This window comes from Burkholderia mayonis (assembly GCF_001523745.2).
Taxonomy (GTDB): Bacteria; Pseudomonadota; Gammaproteobacteria; order Burkholderiales; family Burkholderiaceae; genus Burkholderia; species Burkholderia mayonis.
Genome location: NZ_CP013386.1, coordinates 190,478 through 207,320, shown reverse-complemented (window position 1 = coordinate 207,320; position 16,843 = coordinate 190,478). Strand labels below are relative to the sequence as shown.

General features: G+C 61.8%; 16 protein-coding genes, 1 tRNA gene and 5 pseudogenes. 11 read left to right on the top strand and 11 right to left on the bottom strand.

Translation table 11 applies throughout. The annotated features are described in order from the left end of the window. Positions 1-62 precede the first annotated feature (62 nt). Positions 63-731, top strand: coding sequence for a hypothetical protein (locus tag WS70_RS32645; protein ID WP_226382796.1), 669 nt, complete (start codon positions 63-65; stop codon positions 729-731). 229 nt (positions 732-960) lie between these two features. Further along, positions 961-1,782, top strand: coding sequence for an alpha/beta fold hydrolase (locus tag WS70_RS01035; protein WP_059597570.1), 822 nt, complete (start codon positions 961-963; stop codon positions 1,780-1,782). Between the two features lie 210 nt (positions 1,783-1,992). On the opposite strand, the gene WS70_RS01030 is transcribed toward WS70_RS01035, so the two are convergent. From WS70_RS01030 to WS70_RS00995, 5 genes are all read right to left on the bottom strand, one after another. Continuing rightward, positions 1,993-3,798 carry a methyl-accepting chemotaxis protein gene (locus WS70_RS01030; RefSeq protein ID WP_059597571.1) on the bottom strand — a complete coding sequence of 602 codons (1,806 nt, stop codon included), beginning with the start codon at positions 3,796-3,798 and terminating at the stop codon, positions 1,993-1,995. A 441-nt stretch (positions 3,799-4,239) separates the two neighbouring features. Next, entirely contained in the window at positions 4,240-4,632 is a 393-nt protein-coding gene (locus WS70_RS01020; protein ID WP_226382795.1) for a hypothetical protein, read from the bottom strand. Between the two features lie 175 nt (positions 4,633-4,807). Continuing rightward, the gene (locus WS70_RS01015) at positions 4,808-6,472 is read right to left on the bottom strand and encodes a BBE domain-containing protein (protein ID WP_059597572.1); all 1,665 of its coding nucleotides are present in this window, start codon (positions 6,470-6,472) and stop codon (positions 4,808-4,810) included. Between the two features lie 185 nt (positions 6,473-6,657). Beyond that, positions 6,658-7,302: a lytic polysaccharide monooxygenase auxiliary activity family 9 protein gene (locus tag WS70_RS01005; RefSeq protein WP_059473838.1), complete on the bottom strand. Its 645-nt coding sequence runs from the start codon at positions 7,300-7,302 to the stop codon at positions 6,658-6,660. A 796-nt stretch (positions 7,303-8,098) separates the two neighbouring features. After that, positions 8,099-8,803: a hypothetical protein gene (locus WS70_RS00995; protein WP_159082850.1), complete on the bottom strand. Its 705-nt coding sequence runs from the start codon at positions 8,801-8,803 to the stop codon at positions 8,099-8,101. A 658-nt stretch (positions 8,804-9,461) separates the two neighbouring features. Between WS70_RS00995 and WS70_RS00990 the strand changes: the two genes are divergently transcribed. Next, positions 9,462-9,944, top strand: coding sequence for a DUF2778 domain-containing protein (locus WS70_RS00990; protein ID WP_059473839.1), 483 nt, complete (start codon positions 9,462-9,464; stop codon positions 9,942-9,944). Then, the gene (locus WS70_RS00985; RefSeq protein WP_059473840.1) at positions 9,941-10,219 is read left to right on the top strand and encodes a hypothetical protein; all 279 of its coding nucleotides are present in this window, start codon (positions 9,941-9,943) and stop codon (positions 10,217-10,219) included. Before WS70_RS00990 ends, WS70_RS00985 begins: the two co-directional genes overlap by 4 nt. A 205-nt stretch (positions 10,220-10,424) precedes the next feature. Here the strand turns inward: WS70_RS00985 and WS70_RS00980 are convergent, their stop codons facing one another. The 4 genes and pseudogenes from WS70_RS00980 to WS70_RS00965 all read right to left on the bottom strand — a co-directional run bounded on the left by WS70_RS00980 (position 10,425) and on the right by WS70_RS00965 (position 12,311). Then, on the bottom strand, positions 10,425-10,697 hold the full coding sequence (locus WS70_RS00980; RefSeq protein ID WP_059473841.1) for a BrnA antitoxin family protein: 273 nt from the start codon (positions 10,695-10,697) through the stop codon (positions 10,425-10,427). Then, a complete protein-coding gene (locus WS70_RS00975) occupies positions 10,657-10,929 on the bottom strand; it encodes a BrnT family toxin (protein WP_059473851.1) in 273 nt (90 codons plus the stop codon). Before WS70_RS00975 ends, WS70_RS00980 begins: the two co-directional genes overlap by 41 nt. 129 nt (positions 10,930-11,058) lie before the next feature. Then, a pseudogene (locus WS70_RS00970) lies at positions 11,059-11,526 on the bottom strand (phage portal protein); the annotation flags it as partial. Beyond that, entirely contained in the window at positions 11,523-12,311 is a 789-nt protein-coding gene (locus WS70_RS00965) for a terminase gpP N-terminus-related DNA-binding protein (protein ID WP_082716545.1), read from the bottom strand. The pseudogene WS70_RS00970 and the gene WS70_RS00965, both read right to left, overlap by 4 nt. Positions 12,312-12,565: 254 nt before the next feature. On the opposite strand from WS70_RS00965, the gene WS70_RS32270 reads away from it, so the two are divergent. Further along, the gene (locus WS70_RS32270; RefSeq protein ID WP_203235993.1) at positions 12,566-12,811 is read left to right on the top strand and encodes a hypothetical protein; all 246 of its coding nucleotides are present in this window, start codon (positions 12,566-12,568) and stop codon (positions 12,809-12,811) included. A gap of 117 nt (positions 12,812-12,928) precedes the next feature. Further along, positions 12,929-13,363, top strand: coding sequence for an RICIN domain-containing protein (locus tag WS70_RS00955; RefSeq protein WP_156438432.1), 435 nt, complete (start codon positions 12,929-12,931; stop codon positions 13,361-13,363). Between the two features lie 64 nt (positions 13,364-13,427). Here the strand turns inward: WS70_RS00955 and WS70_RS00950 are convergent. Further along, positions 13,428-13,670 (bottom strand): annotated as a pseudogene (locus WS70_RS00950) (terminase gpP N-terminus-related DNA-binding protein); the annotation flags it as partial. A 144-nt stretch (positions 13,671-13,814) separates the two neighbouring features. Between WS70_RS00950 and WS70_RS00945 the strand changes: the two are divergent. The 5 genes and pseudogenes from WS70_RS00945 to WS70_RS00925 form a co-directional block, all read left to right on the top strand. Then, positions 13,815-14,165 (top strand): annotated as a pseudogene (locus WS70_RS00945) (GPO family capsid scaffolding protein); the annotation flags it as partial. Between the two features lies 1 nt (position 14,166). Further along, positions 14,167-14,679: pseudogene (locus WS70_RS00940) on the top strand (toprim domain-containing protein); the annotation flags it as partial. Positions 14,680-14,957: 278 nt separating this feature from the next. Further along, positions 14,958-15,242, top strand: coding sequence for a hypothetical protein (locus WS70_RS32635; RefSeq protein WP_197419312.1), 285 nt, complete (start codon positions 14,958-14,960; stop codon positions 15,240-15,242). Between the two features lie 9 nt (positions 15,243-15,251). Then, positions 15,252-15,455 (top strand): annotated as a pseudogene (locus WS70_RS33550) (hypothetical protein); the annotation flags it as partial. A gap of 113 nt (positions 15,456-15,568) precedes the next feature. Continuing rightward, entirely contained in the window at positions 15,569-16,678 is a 1,110-nt protein-coding gene (locus WS70_RS00925; protein WP_059473356.1) for a tyrosine-type recombinase/integrase, read from the top strand. A gap of 68 nt (positions 16,679-16,746) precedes the next feature. Here WS70_RS00925 and WS70_RS00920 read toward each other — a convergent pair. Then, positions 16,747-16,822 (bottom strand) — tRNA-Arg (locus tag WS70_RS00920). Positions 16,823-16,843 lie beyond the last annotated feature (21 nt).

Genomic DNA, 16,843 nt, shown 5'->3' with positions numbered 1-16,843 from the left:
CGCTAAAAACGCCGTGTCGACGGTCCGGTGCCGATCGGTCGGCCCGGGTCGTCGCACTCCGCGTGCGCGAATCGATCGGCGCGCTTGCGCGTCCCGGATTCGTCGCCTGCGGCGGCGTCCGTGAAGGCGCGCGCAACGAGCGCGCACGCCGAACGGCGTCGCGTTGCGCTAACGAGCCGCGACGCGACGCCGAATGTCAGATGCAGGATCGAATGAGAAGCGCGAATGGTCGGGATTCGCGCGCAGCGGCCGGCGGGTCCGGCCGTGCATCGGCACGCCGGCGCGTGCGCGCAGCGCGACGCGGCGCACGGCCGGACGGTGTCGAGCCCGCGCGCGGGAAGCGCAGGCCGGATACGATCGCGGCGCGACGCGCCAACGCCGATCGGCCGCGCGCCGGACCGCGCATCGGCCGCGACGCGACGCGCGCCGATGCGTTGCGGCGCACGGGTCCGTTCGCCGCGCATGCTGCCGGCTCGACCGTGTTCACCGCCCCCCGATGCCTGGATGAAGCCAGGCGCCAAATCTCGTTGTGTGCTGCCACTGAGCTCTCACGACACGCAATTATTCTCGTAGAGCGCAACGATAACGGCAACCGTGCACAGGCGACAACAAAAAAGTGCCGAATGTCGAGCGCCCGCAACGTTGCACGCATAACGGGCCGCGTGTCGACGCACCGGGATACCGGGCATTTCTCGATTTCGATTGCCATACCGAGTTTGAAATGCCGATGAAGCACGCCAGTTCGAATTCGGTGGCTTCGGCTCCGACCGGCACGATGGCGGCGAGCTCGATTGATTTCGACACGCGGTCGATATAAGGTGGCACCGCGATTCCGTCACCCCGCAATCAACGGCAGCGATTGCGACGATCGCCGCCGATTCGATTATTTCCGCACACGCGTCGATTCGGCGCGTTCACCCGAATTCCATCAACCGATTCACTGCCAGAGACCTTATCGATATGCCTTTCGTCACGATCGATGGCCAGCCTCTTCACTATCAGATCAGAGGCGCCGGCGCGCCTGTCCTGTTCGGGCACAGCTACCTGTGGGATTCGTCGATGTGGGAGCCGCAGCTCGACGCGCTCTCGAAGTCGTATCGCGTCATCGCGCCCGACCTGTGGGGGCACGGCCAGTCCGGCCCGCTGCCCGCCGGTACAAGCAGCCTCGACGATCTCGCGTCGCAGATGTTCGCGCTCCTCGATCACCTCGGCATCGAGACCTGCTCGATCGTCGGGCTGTCGGTGGGCGGCATGTGGGCGGTCCCGCTCGCGCATCGCGCGCCGCAGCGGATCGACCGGCTCGTGCTGATGGACACCTACGTCGGCGAGGAGCCGGACGCGACGCGCAACCAGTATTTCCAGATGCTCGCGGCGATCGACGCAGAAGGCTCGATTCCCGAGCCGCTGCTCGACGCGATCGTGCCGATCTTCTTCCGACCTGGCATCGATCTCGCGAGCGGGCTGCCCGCGGGCTTCCGGCGCGCGCTGCGGACGTTCGCGACGAACTCGCTGCGCGACTCGGTGATTCCGCTCGGCAAGATCACGTTCGGCCGCACCGACGCGCGCTCGAAACTGAGCGCGCTGCCGGCTGACCGGACGCTCGTGATGTGCGGCGCGAACGACGTCGCGCGACCGCCCATGGAGACCGACGAGATGGCGACGCTCATCGGCTGCGAGAAGGTGCTCGTGCCGAATGCCGGACATATCTCGAATCTCGAGAATCCGGAGTTCGTCACGCGTATGCTGCTCGACTGGCTCGGGCGCGACGGCCGTCAGGCATGACGAGCCTGACGCAACACAGGACGCGGCGCGCAACGCATTCGAAGTACGGCGGCTCGGCGCTACGTCGCGAGCGCCGGTGCGTCGACGCAACCTGACACGGTACGGCCCGCCGGAGACCGTTCGACGGCCGCGCCATCGCTCGCGACGATGCCGAACGGCGCGACGGCGTCGATGCGAGGCCGCACCGCGTGGCCGCCGTGCCGAATCGAATCAGGCGACCTTGAACTGCCCGACCGCTTCGGCAAGCTCCACCGCCTGCGTCTGCAGCGCCGAAGCCGCGGCGGCCGACTGCTCGACGAGCGCCGCATTCTGCTGAACCATCTCGTCGAGCTGCGCGACCGCGCGATTCACTTCCTGGATGCCACGCGTCTGCTCGTCGGCGGCGTTCGAGATCTCGCGCATGATCGTCGTCACGTTCGAGACCGTGCCGACGATGTCGCTCATCGTTTGCCCCGCCTCCTGAACCAGCGTCGCGCCCGTCGACACGCTCGTGACGCTCGACGCGATCAGCGCCTTGATCTCCTTCGCCGCCTGCGCGCTGCGCTGCGCGAGCGTGCGCACCTCGCCCGCGACGACCGCAAAGCCGCGCCCTTCCTCGCCCGCGCGCGCCGCCTCGACAGCCGCATTCAGCGCGAGGATGTTGGTCTGGAACGCGATACCGTCGATCACGCCGATGATGTCGCTGATCTTGCCCGACGCACCTTCGATCTCGTGCATCGTCGACACGACGTCGGAGACGACCGTGCCGCCGCGCGACGCGACGGACGCCGCGTTCGTCGCGATGTCGTTGGCCTGGCGCGCGGCGCCCGCCGATTGCGTGACCGTCGACGTGATCTCCTCGATCGACGCGGCCGTCTCCTGAAGGCTCGCCGCGGCCGATTCGGTGCGGCGCGACAGATCGTGGTTGCCCGATGCGATTTCGCTCGCCGCATGGCGCACCGATTCGCTCGCGTCGCGAATCGCGCGCATCACGTCGTGCAGCTTGCCGACGAACGCATTGAACGAGCGCGCGATCTGCGCGACTTCGTCGCGGCCCGTGTCGTGCAGACGCTGCGTCAAGTCGCCCGTGCCGGAGCCGATCGACTCCATCGCGTCGCGAACGCGCGCGAGCCCCTTGAACGCGACGCCCGTGACGGCGCTCACGATCACCGCCGCGACGACGACGAGCGCGACGAGCGTGCCGATCGACACGAGCAACAGCGAATGCATGCCGGCCGTCGCGTCGGACTTGTCGAGCGCGACGACGGTCAGCCAGTCGGTGCCCGGCACGGCGCGCGCGCGCATCAGCTTCGCGACGCCCGCGACGTGCGCTTCGATCGGCGCGGCGTTGTCGTCGGCCGACGACGCGGCGAGCGCGTCGATGCTCAGATCGTCCGACAGATCGGTGACAGGCTTGAGCGTGAGCTTCGGATCGGAATGCGCGACGATGTGACCGCTGCGGTCGACGAGCATCCCGAAGCTCTCGGGCGTCGGATGGATCGCCTTGACGTTCGCGATCACGCTGTCCATCGCGACGTCGCCGGACACGACGCCCTTCAGCACGCCGTCCCGCAGGATCGGCGCGGCGAACGCGACGACGAGCTTGCCCGTCCCGACATCGACGTAAGGCGGCGTGACGACGGGCTTGCCCGCCTGCACGGCCTGCTTGTACCACGGGCGGCCGGTCGGATCATAGTCGGGCGGGATGCCGGTCGCGTCGGAGAACTTCGCGGTCTTGTCCGCGTAGCCGACGTAGACGTTGGTGAATCCGCCAGCGGCGGCGATCTGCTTGAGCGCCGGAATCGGATCGGGCGCGAGGGTCGCGTCTTCGGCCGACACGATCATCTGCGTCTTCGACGCGACCCAGTCGGCGATGCCCGCCTCGTGGCCGGTCAGCACCGCACTGAGGTTCTGGCTGATGGACTCGCGGTTGTAGCGATTGGCGACGAAGTAGTTGAGCGCCGTGTTGATGACGAGCGAGCCGATGACGATGGCAAGGCACGCGACGAGGATGCGGGACCGGATCGAGGAGAGCATGAGGGCGACATGGGGGGTAGGCGAACTTATTGGTTAACGGCAGCGGAAAGGTCCGACTTAACCCGAAGAAGGCGGAGAGTCAGGGTTTTCGCGCTAGGGTTTACACCGGGTGCGCGAGTGTTTTTGTCTGATGTATTGCCATTTTTCTAACGACTCAAAAGGAATCGAGTCGATCGAAAAAATTGGCGATGAAACGTGAATCGATGGCTCCAAACCGAGTGACTAGCTGTTCGAGCGGAGCGCCATCTCGATTCCATTGCCCCCGTAGCAAAGGAACGGCGAACGACGCAATGCCGGCAACGCAGTCGCCGGCTCGACGCCCGGGCGAAAGCAGGCGCTCGCGAAGGCGGCTACGCATGCAGACGCGCATGACCGCACGGCGCGACCGCATGCCGCTTGACCGCCGCATGGAATCCCATGCAGCGATCGACCGTTCGGCTGTCACCGCTTCTGCTGCTCGTCCTCCGCGTGCAAGAGCTGCTTCTTGAATTTGCCCACCGTTGCGTGATCGTGGCCGTAACTCACCACGCGATAGACCGCGCGAGCAACGTTGCCGCCGCCCACGTTGCAGATGATCGTGCCGTTCGCGCTCTTCAGGCCCGGCGCGTGCTGGCCGATCCAATCGTGATTCTCGATGGTCGTTTCGATGCGGCAATCGTCGGGAATGTCGATCCCGATCTTCGACAAGAAGGCGCGCGGGTGAGACAGATATTCGAGATATTCGTCGGGCGTGCATTCCCAAAAATGAACATGGAATGGCTCGTCACGAATGATCTCGGAACGCGCTGATAGGTCCACGATTTTTGTCGGCATTTTGGTCTCCTGATGCGGCATCGACGCGCCGGCTTGCCATTAATGGACGAAACACAGTCAGTTCGAAAAGGCCGCCGCAGACGAATTCGTCTGCGGCGCTCTCGGGTCCGCGAACGTCGTTCAACGGAACGTTTGCAACCGATCTACAGCGAGCACTTCAGATGCAATCACCACGCATGGATCGGCAATCGCGCTGTCAGCCCACCGGCGGCGTCAGCGGAATCGACATCTCATGCCTGAACAAATCCCCCGGATCGACCGCCTGCTTCGTCGCGACGAGCGACGCCGCCTTGTCGCCGTAGTAAAGCTCGAGCCACCGCGGATCGATTCGCGCCGGGTCCTTCTCGAGATACTTCATGTCGATGTCCGGATAGTTGATGTAGCAGCCCTCGTAGCGGCCGCCGGCATCGTCATAGGGCTTGCCGCCCTGATCCGCATACACGGCGGTGAACAGATCGTGCAGCCATTCGACGTGGAACGCGTCGTCGCCGGGATTCGTCCAGTAGGTCTGATATTGGGACTTCAATAGCGAACGCCGCTGATAGACCGACGTCGGATTCGTGCTTTCGTCGTTCGTGTTCACGCAGCCCCCGTACGAATCGATCTGCACCAGCGTTTGATTCAGACGCGGATCGTCTCGGGTATTCAGATAGGTCCACAGCGCGTCGATCTCGGTGTTGTCGAAATTGCCGATCTGGTACGCCGACTTGTACTTGCCGCGCCGATTCGCGCCCGATGGGTTGATCATCTGCGTCAGATACAGCCAGTCCATCTTTAACGCGTTTCGAGTCGCGTGCGTCAGCCTCTGCCCGGCGAGCGGATGTCCGAGCGTCGGAAGATTCGGCGCGACGAATCGATCCCAGATGACCGGCATCTGGCCGGCCGCCGCATTCATCGTGTCGACGAAATCGATGAAGGGCGCATCCGCCGCGCCGCCGACCGTCCCGTCTTTTCCCGTGTACTGGATCGCGAGCACGATCGGCCCGGTCGAGCGGTGCTGCAGCTTCAGGAGCGTGAACAAACCGCCGTTCGCGCGCGCCGGATCGCCGGCGTTCCAATCGGCGTCGTTGCGGCTGAACCAATCCCAGTAAGTCTGGATGAAGTGGCCGAAGCTCGCCTTCGTGAAATGCGGCCAGGGATACGCGAGCGTCAGCCAGTAAGCGTCGCGCGGCGCATCGGGCAGCGCCTTGAAGTAGTAATTCAGGATGATGCCGAAGTTGCCGCCTCCGCCGCCGCGGCACGCGATGAAGAGCGCCCGGTCCATCGCGTCGGCGCAGCCGAGATGCACATGCTTCGCCTCGAGCGCGGCGCCGCCCCGCGCGGGCGTCAGGATGTCGACGCCGGCCAGCCAGTCGACCGTCAGGCCGTGCATGCGCGACAGCAGGCCATATCCGCCGCCAACGATATGACCGCCCGCCCCAACCGAATAACACGAGCCGCCGGGGAGCGTCTTGCCCGACGTCTTGTACAGGCCGACATAGCCGTCCCAGTTCTGGCTGCCCGAGGCCAGGCGAAACTGGTGACGCGCCAAACCGACGCGATCGAACGCCGACGTCAACTGCCCGCGCGGATCGAAATCGAAACCCGACATCAGACCGAGATCGACGATGGCGAGCGGTCGCCCATCGTCGCTCGGCAAACGGTTCGCGACGAAACCTTCGTAGCAGTGCCCGCCGCTGCGCACGGTGATCCTGCAGCCCTTCGCGAGCGCATCGCGTGACGCCGCGATCACGTCGTCGGCCGTGCGGCATACGTAGATCGCCGCGGCGCCTGCGTTGGCCGTCGGCGGCCAACGCAGGTTGAACCCCTTCTGAAGGGTCGAATAGCGGGGATCGGCGCTGTCGACGAACACATAGGCCATGTGAACCTCCTGCGATCGTATCGGGCACATCCAGACCGGTCGAACGACGGCCGTGCGGCTCGCGCAACGTGCGCGATCGTCTCGGCGATCGAAGGACGAAACGGCCAACGGACGGTCTCGAATCCGATAGCCGCGATTCTGTTCGCGCAGTCAACCGCAACCGGTCACGGGGACGGCGAACCGGCTCACGCGAAATTGAGGTCGATCACCTGATAGAACGCGTTTTGGGTATCGGCGACGTCCCAGGCTGCGAGCAGCACGTGATAGCCGGTGCGATCCGGCAGGTTGAGTTCGTGAACCGTGTCGCCGTCGGGGATCAGTTCCCGGTTTGCGTCCGGCCCCCAATAGGGCTGATACGTGTTCAGGTAGATCTTGAGCGGCTCGGATTCGAACTGCGCGCGTGCAAGCCGCGCACCGGCATCCCATCCCGGTTTGGTGATCCAGTACGTCCAGCGCCGCGTCTTGTGCGGCCTCGAATACGACCACGTGATTTGCAGCGATTGGCCGGATCGCACCGCGTGCTTCTGCCAATGCGCGACGGAATCGGGTTCGTTGAGCTGCGCCCGGGCGTCCGCGGTGCGTCCGCCGCTCGCGATTTCGCCATCGCGCGGCGGTACGCCGTTGGCGACGTCGTCCGGCGCGTCCGGATCTTTCAGCCCGCCTTGGGTTGCGGGAAAGAACTTGCCGCCCTCCAACTCGTTGACCTGTCCCAAATCGAGCTTGCCTGCTTCGTGGAGGAACACGGCGCGCGACTTGGGCGTGATGACGCGACCGTGCTTCGGTGAAATTGCCGCGGAATGTTTTTCGTCTTTCAAACCGGCAGTACTCATATCGCCTCCTTTGCTGCAAATATTCCGGACATCGGCAAAGCCAACGTTTGGAAGCCATTCTCGATACCAATGAAATTTATGCTAGGACTTTAATTCGAGATGCGCCAATTAACTTTCCGCAATGCCCTGCCGTTTGTATTTTTTATTATATCAACGGAATGAGTCTTTATTTATCATTCAGCCAATAATCAAAATTACTGGAATATCGATTCGATAATTGAAATGGTACATGCCCAAAGGACGCTGGCGAAATTAGTCGATCGGGAAACGGCGCGTCTTCGGATGCATGATCCGCGGCGAGTGAGCGCTGACGGTCCGAAATCATGTCAGTCATGGCTGGGAATTCGAACACATGGGCAGCATGCGCGCCATGCAAAGGCGCGACGGCAGTGCTATCTCGCTGCGGCAAGCACGCGGCGGAGGTAACGGCCGTTGTCGTCTTGGATGCTACCGCCGTGGTGAGCTTGCCGCCTGAGTTGAAATTAGCTGCAATTTAGCTGCAATGTCGGTACTCGACGAAGGAGGGAAATTGTCGAGGCCTTATCCGGCTTGGCGCGCCCGGCTGGGATCGAACCAGCAACCCCTGCCTTCGGAGCTTTACCGGCACCCCAAGACCCTTTAAAAATCAAAGCCTTGCGCAACTCGCAAACTGTAAAACCAAGGCTAACCAAGGCCAATCAGGGCTATCCAAGCTCGTCCAAACTGTAATTTCACTGTAGTTCGCGCAGGGCGCGGCGAAACATTTCAGCGCACCACGTCCCCCGCCGTTACACATTTCACCGCTCGCACTGCCAGCTCAGACCTTCAACAATTGCGGATTGACCCACTCTTTCCGCTCGGTATTGTTGAAGTAAACTCCCGCCCCGAGCTTGTAATCCTGTGCCAGGTCACGGAGTGCCTGCGTATCCGACTCGAAAAGAATAAATCGGTACGATTGCCGAAGGGCTGCTGCTAAAGGTGCCGTATCCATCGATATCTCAATGTCGTACTGCCCTGGCAGCCAATTGAAATGCGCGTCAAACATCGAAGTGAACGGAGTCACGAGACCGGGGTCCGCTTCGACTGCCCGTCGTTGCTGATCATTCAACGCCTGGATTTTCCCAATAATGTTGCTCCGGAGAGCATACTCGGCAGTTCGATACACACGGTCATCTTCCCGCGTGAACGGCAGAAAGAAGTTGACGACCTGCCCCCATTCCTCCCTGCTTTGTAACTTGAAGGGGGTGAACAACAGCGCCGGTCCCGTGGGCTGCACCGTGTTTCTTGCCGACATAGTTTGCAACACCTGGCCGTCGCGCTTAACGGTCACTGCGATGCGAGAAACCTTCACATCACGCGCACCAATATTCTGAAAACGAATATGTAGCTGAAGGATTGGGTATCCAATTTTGTGAGAGATCGCCAGAGTGTCGTACAAATCCATGTCCAGGCGACCAGGGCGAAGCCAGCGCAGAACATATGGGGCGGTTGATACAAGGAGTGCCGCCAGTGCGACGACCATACTCCAGAAGGTCCAATCGCTGTAGAAGGAAACTACTGTAGTTACCGGCATGTTGAGACCCCGTTCGAAATTGTTATCGGTTACGCATCAATCTCTTGTTCTGCTCGACGATGATGCAACATCGTGCGCCATTTTTGTAGGGGCTCAGGCTTACATCATGAATTCGCAAGTTAGCGTTTTACGAGTGAAAGGTGAGCTCTAGGCCGATCTCTTTAGGGTCGACGCATCAATTCGCATCGTCGCGCACCAGAACGCACGATTTTCGCACTCCTCGAAACGCCCGAAACCCCGCGCCACATAGGCAGCCGAGCCGAACGGCAGCGTGCACTAAAACCACCCACTCAAGCGAAGCCCGCAGGCGAGGAGGGGACCGCGCAAAGGCGGCTGCGGCGCCCTCCTTCGCACATCGGCCTCCTCCCCCCATTTCCGCCCCCATCCGCCCGCCTGACGGGACTACAGCGGCCTCGCGCGATCTGGCTGAAGCCCGGAGAACGCCCCGCGTCCCAAGGCGCTGTAGCGCCTCTATCCAAACGCAGTCGCATAGGCTTGCACTGGCCGCCAAGTTCCGATAGAAATTAGCGCAAGACTAACGGGGCGCCGCCGCGCTAGCCGAACCTGCGCCATAACAACCTGAGAGCTCTGTCCCGAGGAATACCCTATGCCCGCCGAGTGCACATTCGTCCTGAACCGCAGCCGCCTATCGACGCTGACCTGTCCAGGATTCGGAAGCGTCCCCGCCTTTTCCGGTAACGGCCGATACATCAACGATCCGGGCTCGACCGCCGTAGCGGATAAGGGGCCACTGCCCGCGGGCGTCTACTACATCATCGACCGGCAAAGCGGCGGCCATCTTGGCTGGTTCCGAGACACGGTGATGGATGCAGCCCTGAACACGAATCGCGCGGACTGGTTCGCGCTGTATCGCATTGACGGCCAGATTGACGACTGGACGATCGTCAACGGCATCCGCCGCGGCCATTTCCGCCTGCATCCGGTCGGCCGGCTGGGCGAAAGCGACGGGTGCATTACGCTGACGAGCCGTGGGCAGTTCGATAAGCTGCGGGCTTTCCTGAAAGCGCAACCGACTATGCAGGTCCCAGGCACCTCATTCAGGGCATATGGGAGGGTGACGGTTAAATGAAGATGATCGGCCGTATATTGCTGGCGCTGCTGCTTACCTGGCCTCTTCTGACGGGCATCTCGTCATCGCCGTTGCTGGTGCATTGGTTCGCAAACGGCGGCGAAGGCTGGAACGCGCTGTCGCCCGTGTTTCGCGCGCTCGGCTCTGACGGCGGCGAACAAAACGAAGAGATCTTCGTCGGCATCCTGCTCGTCATCAGCTTCGTCCTCGCGCTCGTTCTGTCGTTCGCCTTCTTCGGCTTGGTCGGCCGCCTCCGGCATTCGACCAATCGCTGACATTCGCAGCCTCGCGGCAACAGAAATCGGGACGATGGGACGCTAGACGGGACAACGGGACGCTAGTCGGGACACGAATGGGACAGCGACGGGATGCCTATGCGCCGTCGCGCCGAGCGACTCAGCAGCTCGCGCTCGTCAGACGCAAAAAAGGGCCGCGCCCGGTTGCCCGGTGCGCGGCCCTTCGTTCGGCGAATGCGATTCGCTATGCTGGCTTGTGCGTCTTGAGCCACTCCTTCAACGCAGCATTCACCCGCGTTTGCCAGCCTCGGCCGGTCGCTTTGAACGCGTCGAGCACGTCGTCGTCGAGTCGGATCGTCGTCGCGGTTTTGTGACTGCCGAGCGGCCGGCCCGGCCCGCGACGGACCAAGCGGTCGCCGACGTACTCGTCCGCCCTCTCAAAAAATTCGTCGGTCAGCTCCGGCGCGTCGTCCGGATCAACCCAATTGGTGTGCGTAGCTCGCTTGCTCACGGTCATTTGCTTTCCTCATGCTGATAATGCGGCGAGCCTCGCCGCGAGGCGTCCAAACCATCACGATCATGCGGCCGTCCAGCGTGCCGACCGTGATGTAACGCGATTCCACGTAATCCTCCCGCGTATCCTCCAATGTGAAGTGGTGCCCGGCGAACACCTCCACGGCACGCGCGAAATCCAGCCCCCGCTCGGTCAGTGTCTTGTCGCGTTTGTTGGGATCGAATTCAAGTTCCATAGCCATTATTGTATGTACAAAAACACCCTGTTGCAACGAATATTTGTACATACTTTTATCCGTATGAGCCAGCCGGCATCGGGGCTCGCACGCGTCCGCACGCGGTCAATGCGCTACGCCGCGACAGGCGCCGGCGGAATCTCGTAATCGTCGAACGCCACGACCTCCTCGCCGAGCCAGTCGTTCAGCTCGGCGAAGCGCGCCTGTAGCGGCCTGATTTCGTTGCGCCCGAACACGCGCGCGGCGGTGGCCGTTGCCGAACGTCAGGAAATCGAGCGCCCACCGCTCGAACGCGTGCCGCGACAGCCAGCGGTGCGGGCGGAACGTCGACGCCAGCACGTTCGCCTTGAAGTACAGCGCCGAGCTATGGTGCGTGCTCGCACGGAACGATTTCGCCAGGCCGGCGAAGCTGACCGGCGGCTCGAACCACTCGCCGTTCGACCAACACTCGACGTAATCGAGAATCTCGGCCCGGTTCATGACGGGCGTGGGATCGTCGAACGTGAAGACCTCGGCGCGCGCCGGCGCGGCGCTGCCGGCGCTCGGATTTGGCGCGGCCGCGAACGTGCGCGGCGCGCGCGATCGGCGCTTGCTCATGAGTAGAACTCCGTGAATGAAGAAGAATGGATGCCGCCGCCGGCGAGCGGCTCGCGGTCGATCGCGTGCAGGCAGGCCCACGCCAGGTCGGCGTGGCCCGTCTCGTCGTTGCGGCCGGCGGTGTAGGTGGATTGGCGGCCGCTTGCCGTCATCGTCTGCTTGATCGCCATGAACGACGCGGCCAGATCGATCCACCCCGCGTCGAATTGCAGGCGGCCGTTGCGGATGACGAGCGCGTCGACGAGTGCCTCGCGCGCGAAGTACCACGTCGCGCCGATCTGCCGCGACTTCAGGATGTTGCGCGTGCGCTGATCGCCGTTCCGATACCAGACCTTCTGATAATCGAACAGCGATTCGCGGAACGCTTCGATGATGCGTTTGTGCTGTTCCTCGCTGATTTCGTTGCGCGGCGCGCGGCGCTTCGGGCCGGCGTTGCGCGACGCAATCTTCGGGTTCAGGTCCGATTCCTTGCCCGTCTCGTCGTACTTGCGCACGCGCGCGAGCCGCTCGACCTGACGGCCGAGCAGGTCGATTTCCTTGTAGTCCGCGCCGTCCTTCTTGTCCTTCGCGATCAACGCCATCATGCGCACTTCGAGCGATGCCTCGATGCGCTCGACGGGCGTTGAATCCTTCCACTTTTCGCGGCGGCACCATGACGCAACGGTTGCGGGCTTGATGTCGAGATGGCGGGCGATGGACGCGATGCGCCAGCCTTGCCAATAGAGCGTGCGCGCGACCTTGCGCACGTCGTTTTCGAGCTGATGGGAGTCCGTAGTTTCTAGCATGCGGCCAAGCGTAGGCCGACGCGTGCGCGCGAGCACGCGCAGCGCGCTGTACCCGCGTGACCCACAAACGCCGCGGATTGAGCCGTGGCGCGTGAACATCGAACACGAGAGCCACGCTCACTTAATCATGTTCGTTCATACGATTACGTAATTGCATCGAATGCAGCAATTTTCGAGAGCCGACCGCTGAAAGATTTAACGGCGCTGTGTGCGCACATTGCCCCGACCGCCGAATTCGTCGTGCTGTTGGAAGAATGGCTGAAGATCCTCGCGTCAATCGGATTAGAAGCCGAATTTCCGATCGTACGGCATCGGCTAAGAATCTGTTCTCCCGCAAGCGCGAGAACGATGGAGAACGCGTACGCAAATTCGTCGAACAGATCGTGGACCATGCGCCCGACGCGGAGCTTGAAGCCACGACGCTGAGCGCCGCAGCCGTGAGCGCATCGCATAAGGGCGTCAACTTTCGAATCAGGCAATCTCAAAATTTCCCACTTTAATTGGTAGTTTAAAATAAAGCTCAGGCGACTATATTAAAAGCATGGCTGCCTCACTTCGCAACCATGCCGAACGTATCGCGGCAGATCTGATACGTAAATAACTCCATGGAGAGTTTCATGAGTGAAAATTATATCGCGCTCAGCAGCGACAAAAAATTTCGAATTGCCGTCAAATCGGTTATTGACAAAGCTCCGCTTGGGCTTTTTGTCAAAGGAACACTTTCCTCGAAGAACTATATATGGAATATGGATGAAGATACTGGACTTATTTTGCTTGAGGCCTCTGTCTCAGGTCAAGATCCTTTCTCCTGGACGGCGACGGGAACAGATAATGAGGTAGTGATGGCGTTTAAGACAAAGGGGGATAGGGACCAACTATGGTCATTCCCCAGAACTAATGGAAAGGGCCCCATTCGCCTAAAGTACAATGACAAATATGTTGTTACCGCCAAAAAAACGGGTGATGAGGGCGATATTAAATTAGAGCTCTATAATGGCGGCGAGAGCCAGATTTGGTATATTGGTGATGCAGAGACTTTCGAGAAAGACTAACCCGAACTTATAATGGGATGGCTCATTTTAATAAATGAGCCTCCATTTGGGTAGCACTCTTTCAATCCGCGCCGTCCTTCTTCTCCTTCGCGATCAACACCATCATGCGCGCTTCGAGCGATGCCTCGATGCGCTCGACGGGCGTTGCATCCTTCCACTTTTCGCGGCGGCACCACGACGCGACGGTCGCGGGTTTCACGTCGAGATGGCGGGCGATCGACGAGAGGCGCCAGCCTTGCCAATAGAGCGTGCGCGCGACCTTGCGCACGTCGTTTTCGAGCTGATGGGAGTCCGTAGTTTCGAGCATGCGGCCAAGCGTAGGCCGCCGCGCACGCGCGAGCACGCGGAGCGCGCTGTACCCGCGTGACCCACAAACGCCGCTCGTTGAGCCGTAGCGCGTGAACGCCGAACATGAGAACCACGCTCACTCAACCCACGTTCGACCCTCTCTATGGCAAGCAAATCGAAATTCTTCCGCGTCGCAGTGGAAGGTGCGACCGTCGACGGTCGCGAGATCAAGCGTGAATGGCTCACGCAGATGGCGAAAAACTACGACCCGAAACTGTACGGCGCGCGACTGAACATCGAGCACATCAAGGGCTGGGCGCCGCTCTCGAATTTCAACCCGTTCGGCGCATACGGCGACGTGATCGCGCTGAAGGCGGCCGAAATCGAAGACGGCCCGCTGAAAGGAAAGATGGCGCTGTTTGCGCAAATCGATCCGACCGACGAGCTCGTCGCGCTGTCGAAGAAGCGCCAGAAGATTTTCACGTCGATCGAAATCAACCCCGACTTCGCGGACAGCCAACTATGCGGCGATCGCGCTCGCCTGGCGCTATCTCTGCGAATTCGCCGGCATGGACCCGAGCGAGGGTGGCTTTCCGCATGACCTGATCGCGGAAATGAACGGCCACGTCGCCGAGACGAGCGCCGATCGCGAGCCGTGGGTCTGGATCATGGAAACGGTGCTGTCGGAGATCGACGGCGGCAACTACAAACACCCGTACACCTTCGATACGGTCGACGGCGAGTTCTGCCTGTTGCTGCGCACGGGCCACGTGATGGACCACCTCGCGCACACGAGCGCGCTACGCGACAAATGGAACGGGCTGCCTGTGAAGTCCGACCGCGTGTTCAAAGCGCAGCTCAAGCACGCCGGCGTCGTGGTCGGCGAGAAGGAAGTCGAGCGCCGCATTTACACCCGCCGCGTGCCCTACCTCACGCCGGTTTCGCTCGAGCGCCTGGCCGTGTTCGGCCTGCACGTGTCGATCCGCGATGACCTGGCGACCGATGCACTCGAACGGGGGCACGCATGACCCGCTCTCAGCCATCGCGGCCGCCGTGCGGCCGTGCCCCTTCCCTCGTTCATTCCGGCCGCGTAGCGGCCCTGAAATCGGGTTTCCGCTGCGTGCGCCGATGCGCGCAGCAGTCGGCGCACGCCAACCCGCGGCCGCCGCTTGGTTCACTTCCCCCCGTTCCCCCCGCGAGTCGAAACGGCCGGGCAACAGCGCGAGCCGAGAGGAAGCGGGGCCGCGCGGGCGAAATTTTCCACAGCGACCGGGCAGGCAGCGCACGCGAATCGTGGATTTCGACGGTGTCCGCTCGTAAGTCATTGATTCTTGAAGCGAGTGCCGCCGCGAGTCTCCCTCGATTTGCCACTAGTCAAGCCGCTTTTGCCATGAGTCCGGTTTTTGCTCGGGCCGCCGCCGTCCTTCTCTCTTCTCTCTCTATTTCATTGAAAAAGAAAGAGAAAGAAAGCGAGGAAGGGCAAGGCATAGGTCGAAACGGACTGCCACGAGTTGAGCGCGTTTTGCCATCAGTGACAGACGCTGCCTATTTTTTAGGCCATGAGTTTGTCGGTGTTGCCATGCCTGAATGATGGCAATTGATGGCGCACACACACCTTAAAAATCAAAGAGTTATGAGAGATTTCGGTGCAAACCATCAGTCCACGAGTTGCGCTGCGTGTGCTCCCCCGGCGCGGGACGCGGGCACGATGCCAGTGAACACGGTCGACCTGCCCGCCGCAGCCGCGATGCTCGGTGCGCATCCCGAGACGGTGCGCTTGAAAGCCAAGGCGGGCGCGCTACCCGGCAGGAAGGTCGGCAAGCGCTGGATGTTTTCGACAGTTGCCCTGCAGCGTTACCTCGCCGGAGAATGGACTCCGCGAGTTGTGCAGGGCGAACGTCCCGGAGAAATTGAAAGATGTCGCTCTACAAACGAGAAAGAAGTTCGAACTGGTATTACAAGCTCTACCCCCCTGGCGGCGGAACGCCGCTACAAGGCAGCACTGGCACCAGCGACCGAGCCAAGGCGCAGGAATTTCACGACCGCCTGAAAGCAAGCATGTGGGATCAAGCGAAGCTCGGCCAGGCGCAGCAGTACACCTGGAACGATGCTGTTGTCGCGTACCTCGAGGATCGCGAAGGCATCGCGAGCATCGAGACAACGAAGATTCACCTGCGTTGGCTGGATCCGCATCTGAACGGCGAGCTGCTCGTGAACATCGACCGCGACAGGATCGACGCAATTGAGCGCGCGAAGCGTGCGGAGCCCGTCATGGTTCGCACGCGAAGTGGCCTGAAGCAGACCGGTCGGACGGTTGCAGCCGGCACCGTACGGCGCGTCGGCGGCGTCATCATTGCTGTGCTGAATCATGCGGCCGAACGCGGCTGGATCGCGCGGGCGCCGACACGGAAGCGGAAGAAGTCGGCCGCAAAGCGCATCCGTTGGCTCAGTCAGGCGGAAGCGGGCCGATTACTCACGCAGTTGCCCAACCATCTCGCGGCAATGGCGCAGTTCAGCCTTGAAACCGGACTACGACGCGCGAATGTGACGGGGCTGCAATGGTCCCAGGTCGACCTCGTGCGTCGGGTTGCCTGGATCCATCCCGACCAGGCGAAAGCGCGCAAGGCGATCACCGTGCCGCTGTCCGAAACCGCAGTTGAAGTGCTACGGCAGCAGATCGCAAAAAAACGGAAGTCTGAACACCTCGAAAGCGTGTTCGTGTACAAGGGCGTGCCGGTTCGCCAAACCACGACGGAGGCGTGGCGGAAGGCGTTGAAGCGCGCACACGTCAAGGACTTCCGATGGCATGACCTACGGCACACCTGGGCGAGCTGGCATGTGCAACGCGGCACGCCGTTGCAGGTGCTCAAGGAGCTCGGTGGCTGGGAAACGATGGAGATGGTGCAGCGCTACGCACACCTATCGGCCGATCACCTCGCGCAATGGGTGACCCCGCATACACAAGTCGCGGAGGTGATCCAGTTGCCGCCGCCGGCGACGCGGGAAAGCGTGCGAAGGGCCGGATAACAGGTGTACTTTAGCTACACTCGGTAAAAACGACGGTGGGGGAAAATCGCTGAGAGCCTTATCCGGCTTGGCGCGCCCGGCTGGGATCGAACCAGCAACCCCTGCCTTCGGAGGGCAGTACTCTATCCATTGAGCTACGGGCGCTTACGGATGCGATGCGGCCCT

Bases quoted from the DNA above. Each gene is read 5' to 3' on its own strand.
- WS70_RS00955 (WP_156438432.1), top strand. From the start codon at position 12,929: ATGAGTGAAAATTATATCGCGCTCAGCAGCGACAAAAAATTTCGAATT.
- WS70_RS01020 (WP_226382795.1), bottom strand. From the start codon at position 4,632: ATGCCGCATCAGGAGACCAAAATGCCGACAAAAATCGTGGACCTATCA.
- WS70_RS32270 (WP_203235993.1), top strand. From the start codon at position 12,566: ATGGCTGAAGATCCTCGCGTCAATCGGATTAGAAGCCGAATTTCCGAT.
- WS70_RS00965 (WP_082716545.1), bottom strand. From the start codon at position 12,311: ATGCTAGAAACTACGGACTCCCATCAGCTCGAAAACGACGTGCGCAAG.
- WS70_RS00995 (WP_159082850.1), bottom strand. From the start codon at position 8,803: ATGGTCGTCGCACTGGCGGCACTCCTTGTATCAACCGCCCCATATGTT.
- WS70_RS01005 (WP_059473838.1), bottom strand. From the start codon at position 7,302: ATGAGTACTGCCGGTTTGAAAGACGAAAAACATTCCGCGGCAATTTCA.
- WS70_RS00980 (WP_059473841.1), bottom strand. From the start codon at position 10,697: ATGACCGTGAGCAAGCGAGCTACGCACACCAATTGGGTTGATCCGGAC.
- WS70_RS01015 (WP_059597572.1), bottom strand. From the start codon at position 6,472: ATGGCCTATGTGTTCGTCGACAGCGCCGATCCCCGCTATTCGACCCTT.
- WS70_RS00985 (WP_059473840.1), top strand. From the start codon at position 9,941: ATGAAGATGATCGGCCGTATATTGCTGGCGCTGCTGCTTACCTGGCCT.
- WS70_RS01035 (WP_059597570.1), top strand. From the start codon at position 961: ATGCCTTTCGTCACGATCGATGGCCAGCCTCTTCACTATCAGATCAGA.
- WS70_RS00975 (WP_059473851.1), bottom strand. From the start codon at position 10,929: ATGGAACTTGAATTCGATCCCAACAAACGCGACAAGACACTGACCGAG.
- WS70_RS01030 (WP_059597571.1), bottom strand. From the start codon at position 3,798: ATGCTCTCCTCGATCCGGTCCCGCATCCTCGTCGCGTGCCTTGCCATC.
- WS70_RS00925 (WP_059473356.1), top strand. From the start codon at position 15,569: ATGTCGCTCTACAAACGAGAAAGAAGTTCGAACTGGTATTACAAGCTC.
- WS70_RS00990 (WP_059473839.1), top strand. From the start codon at position 9,462: ATGCCCGCCGAGTGCACATTCGTCCTGAACCGCAGCCGCCTATCGACG.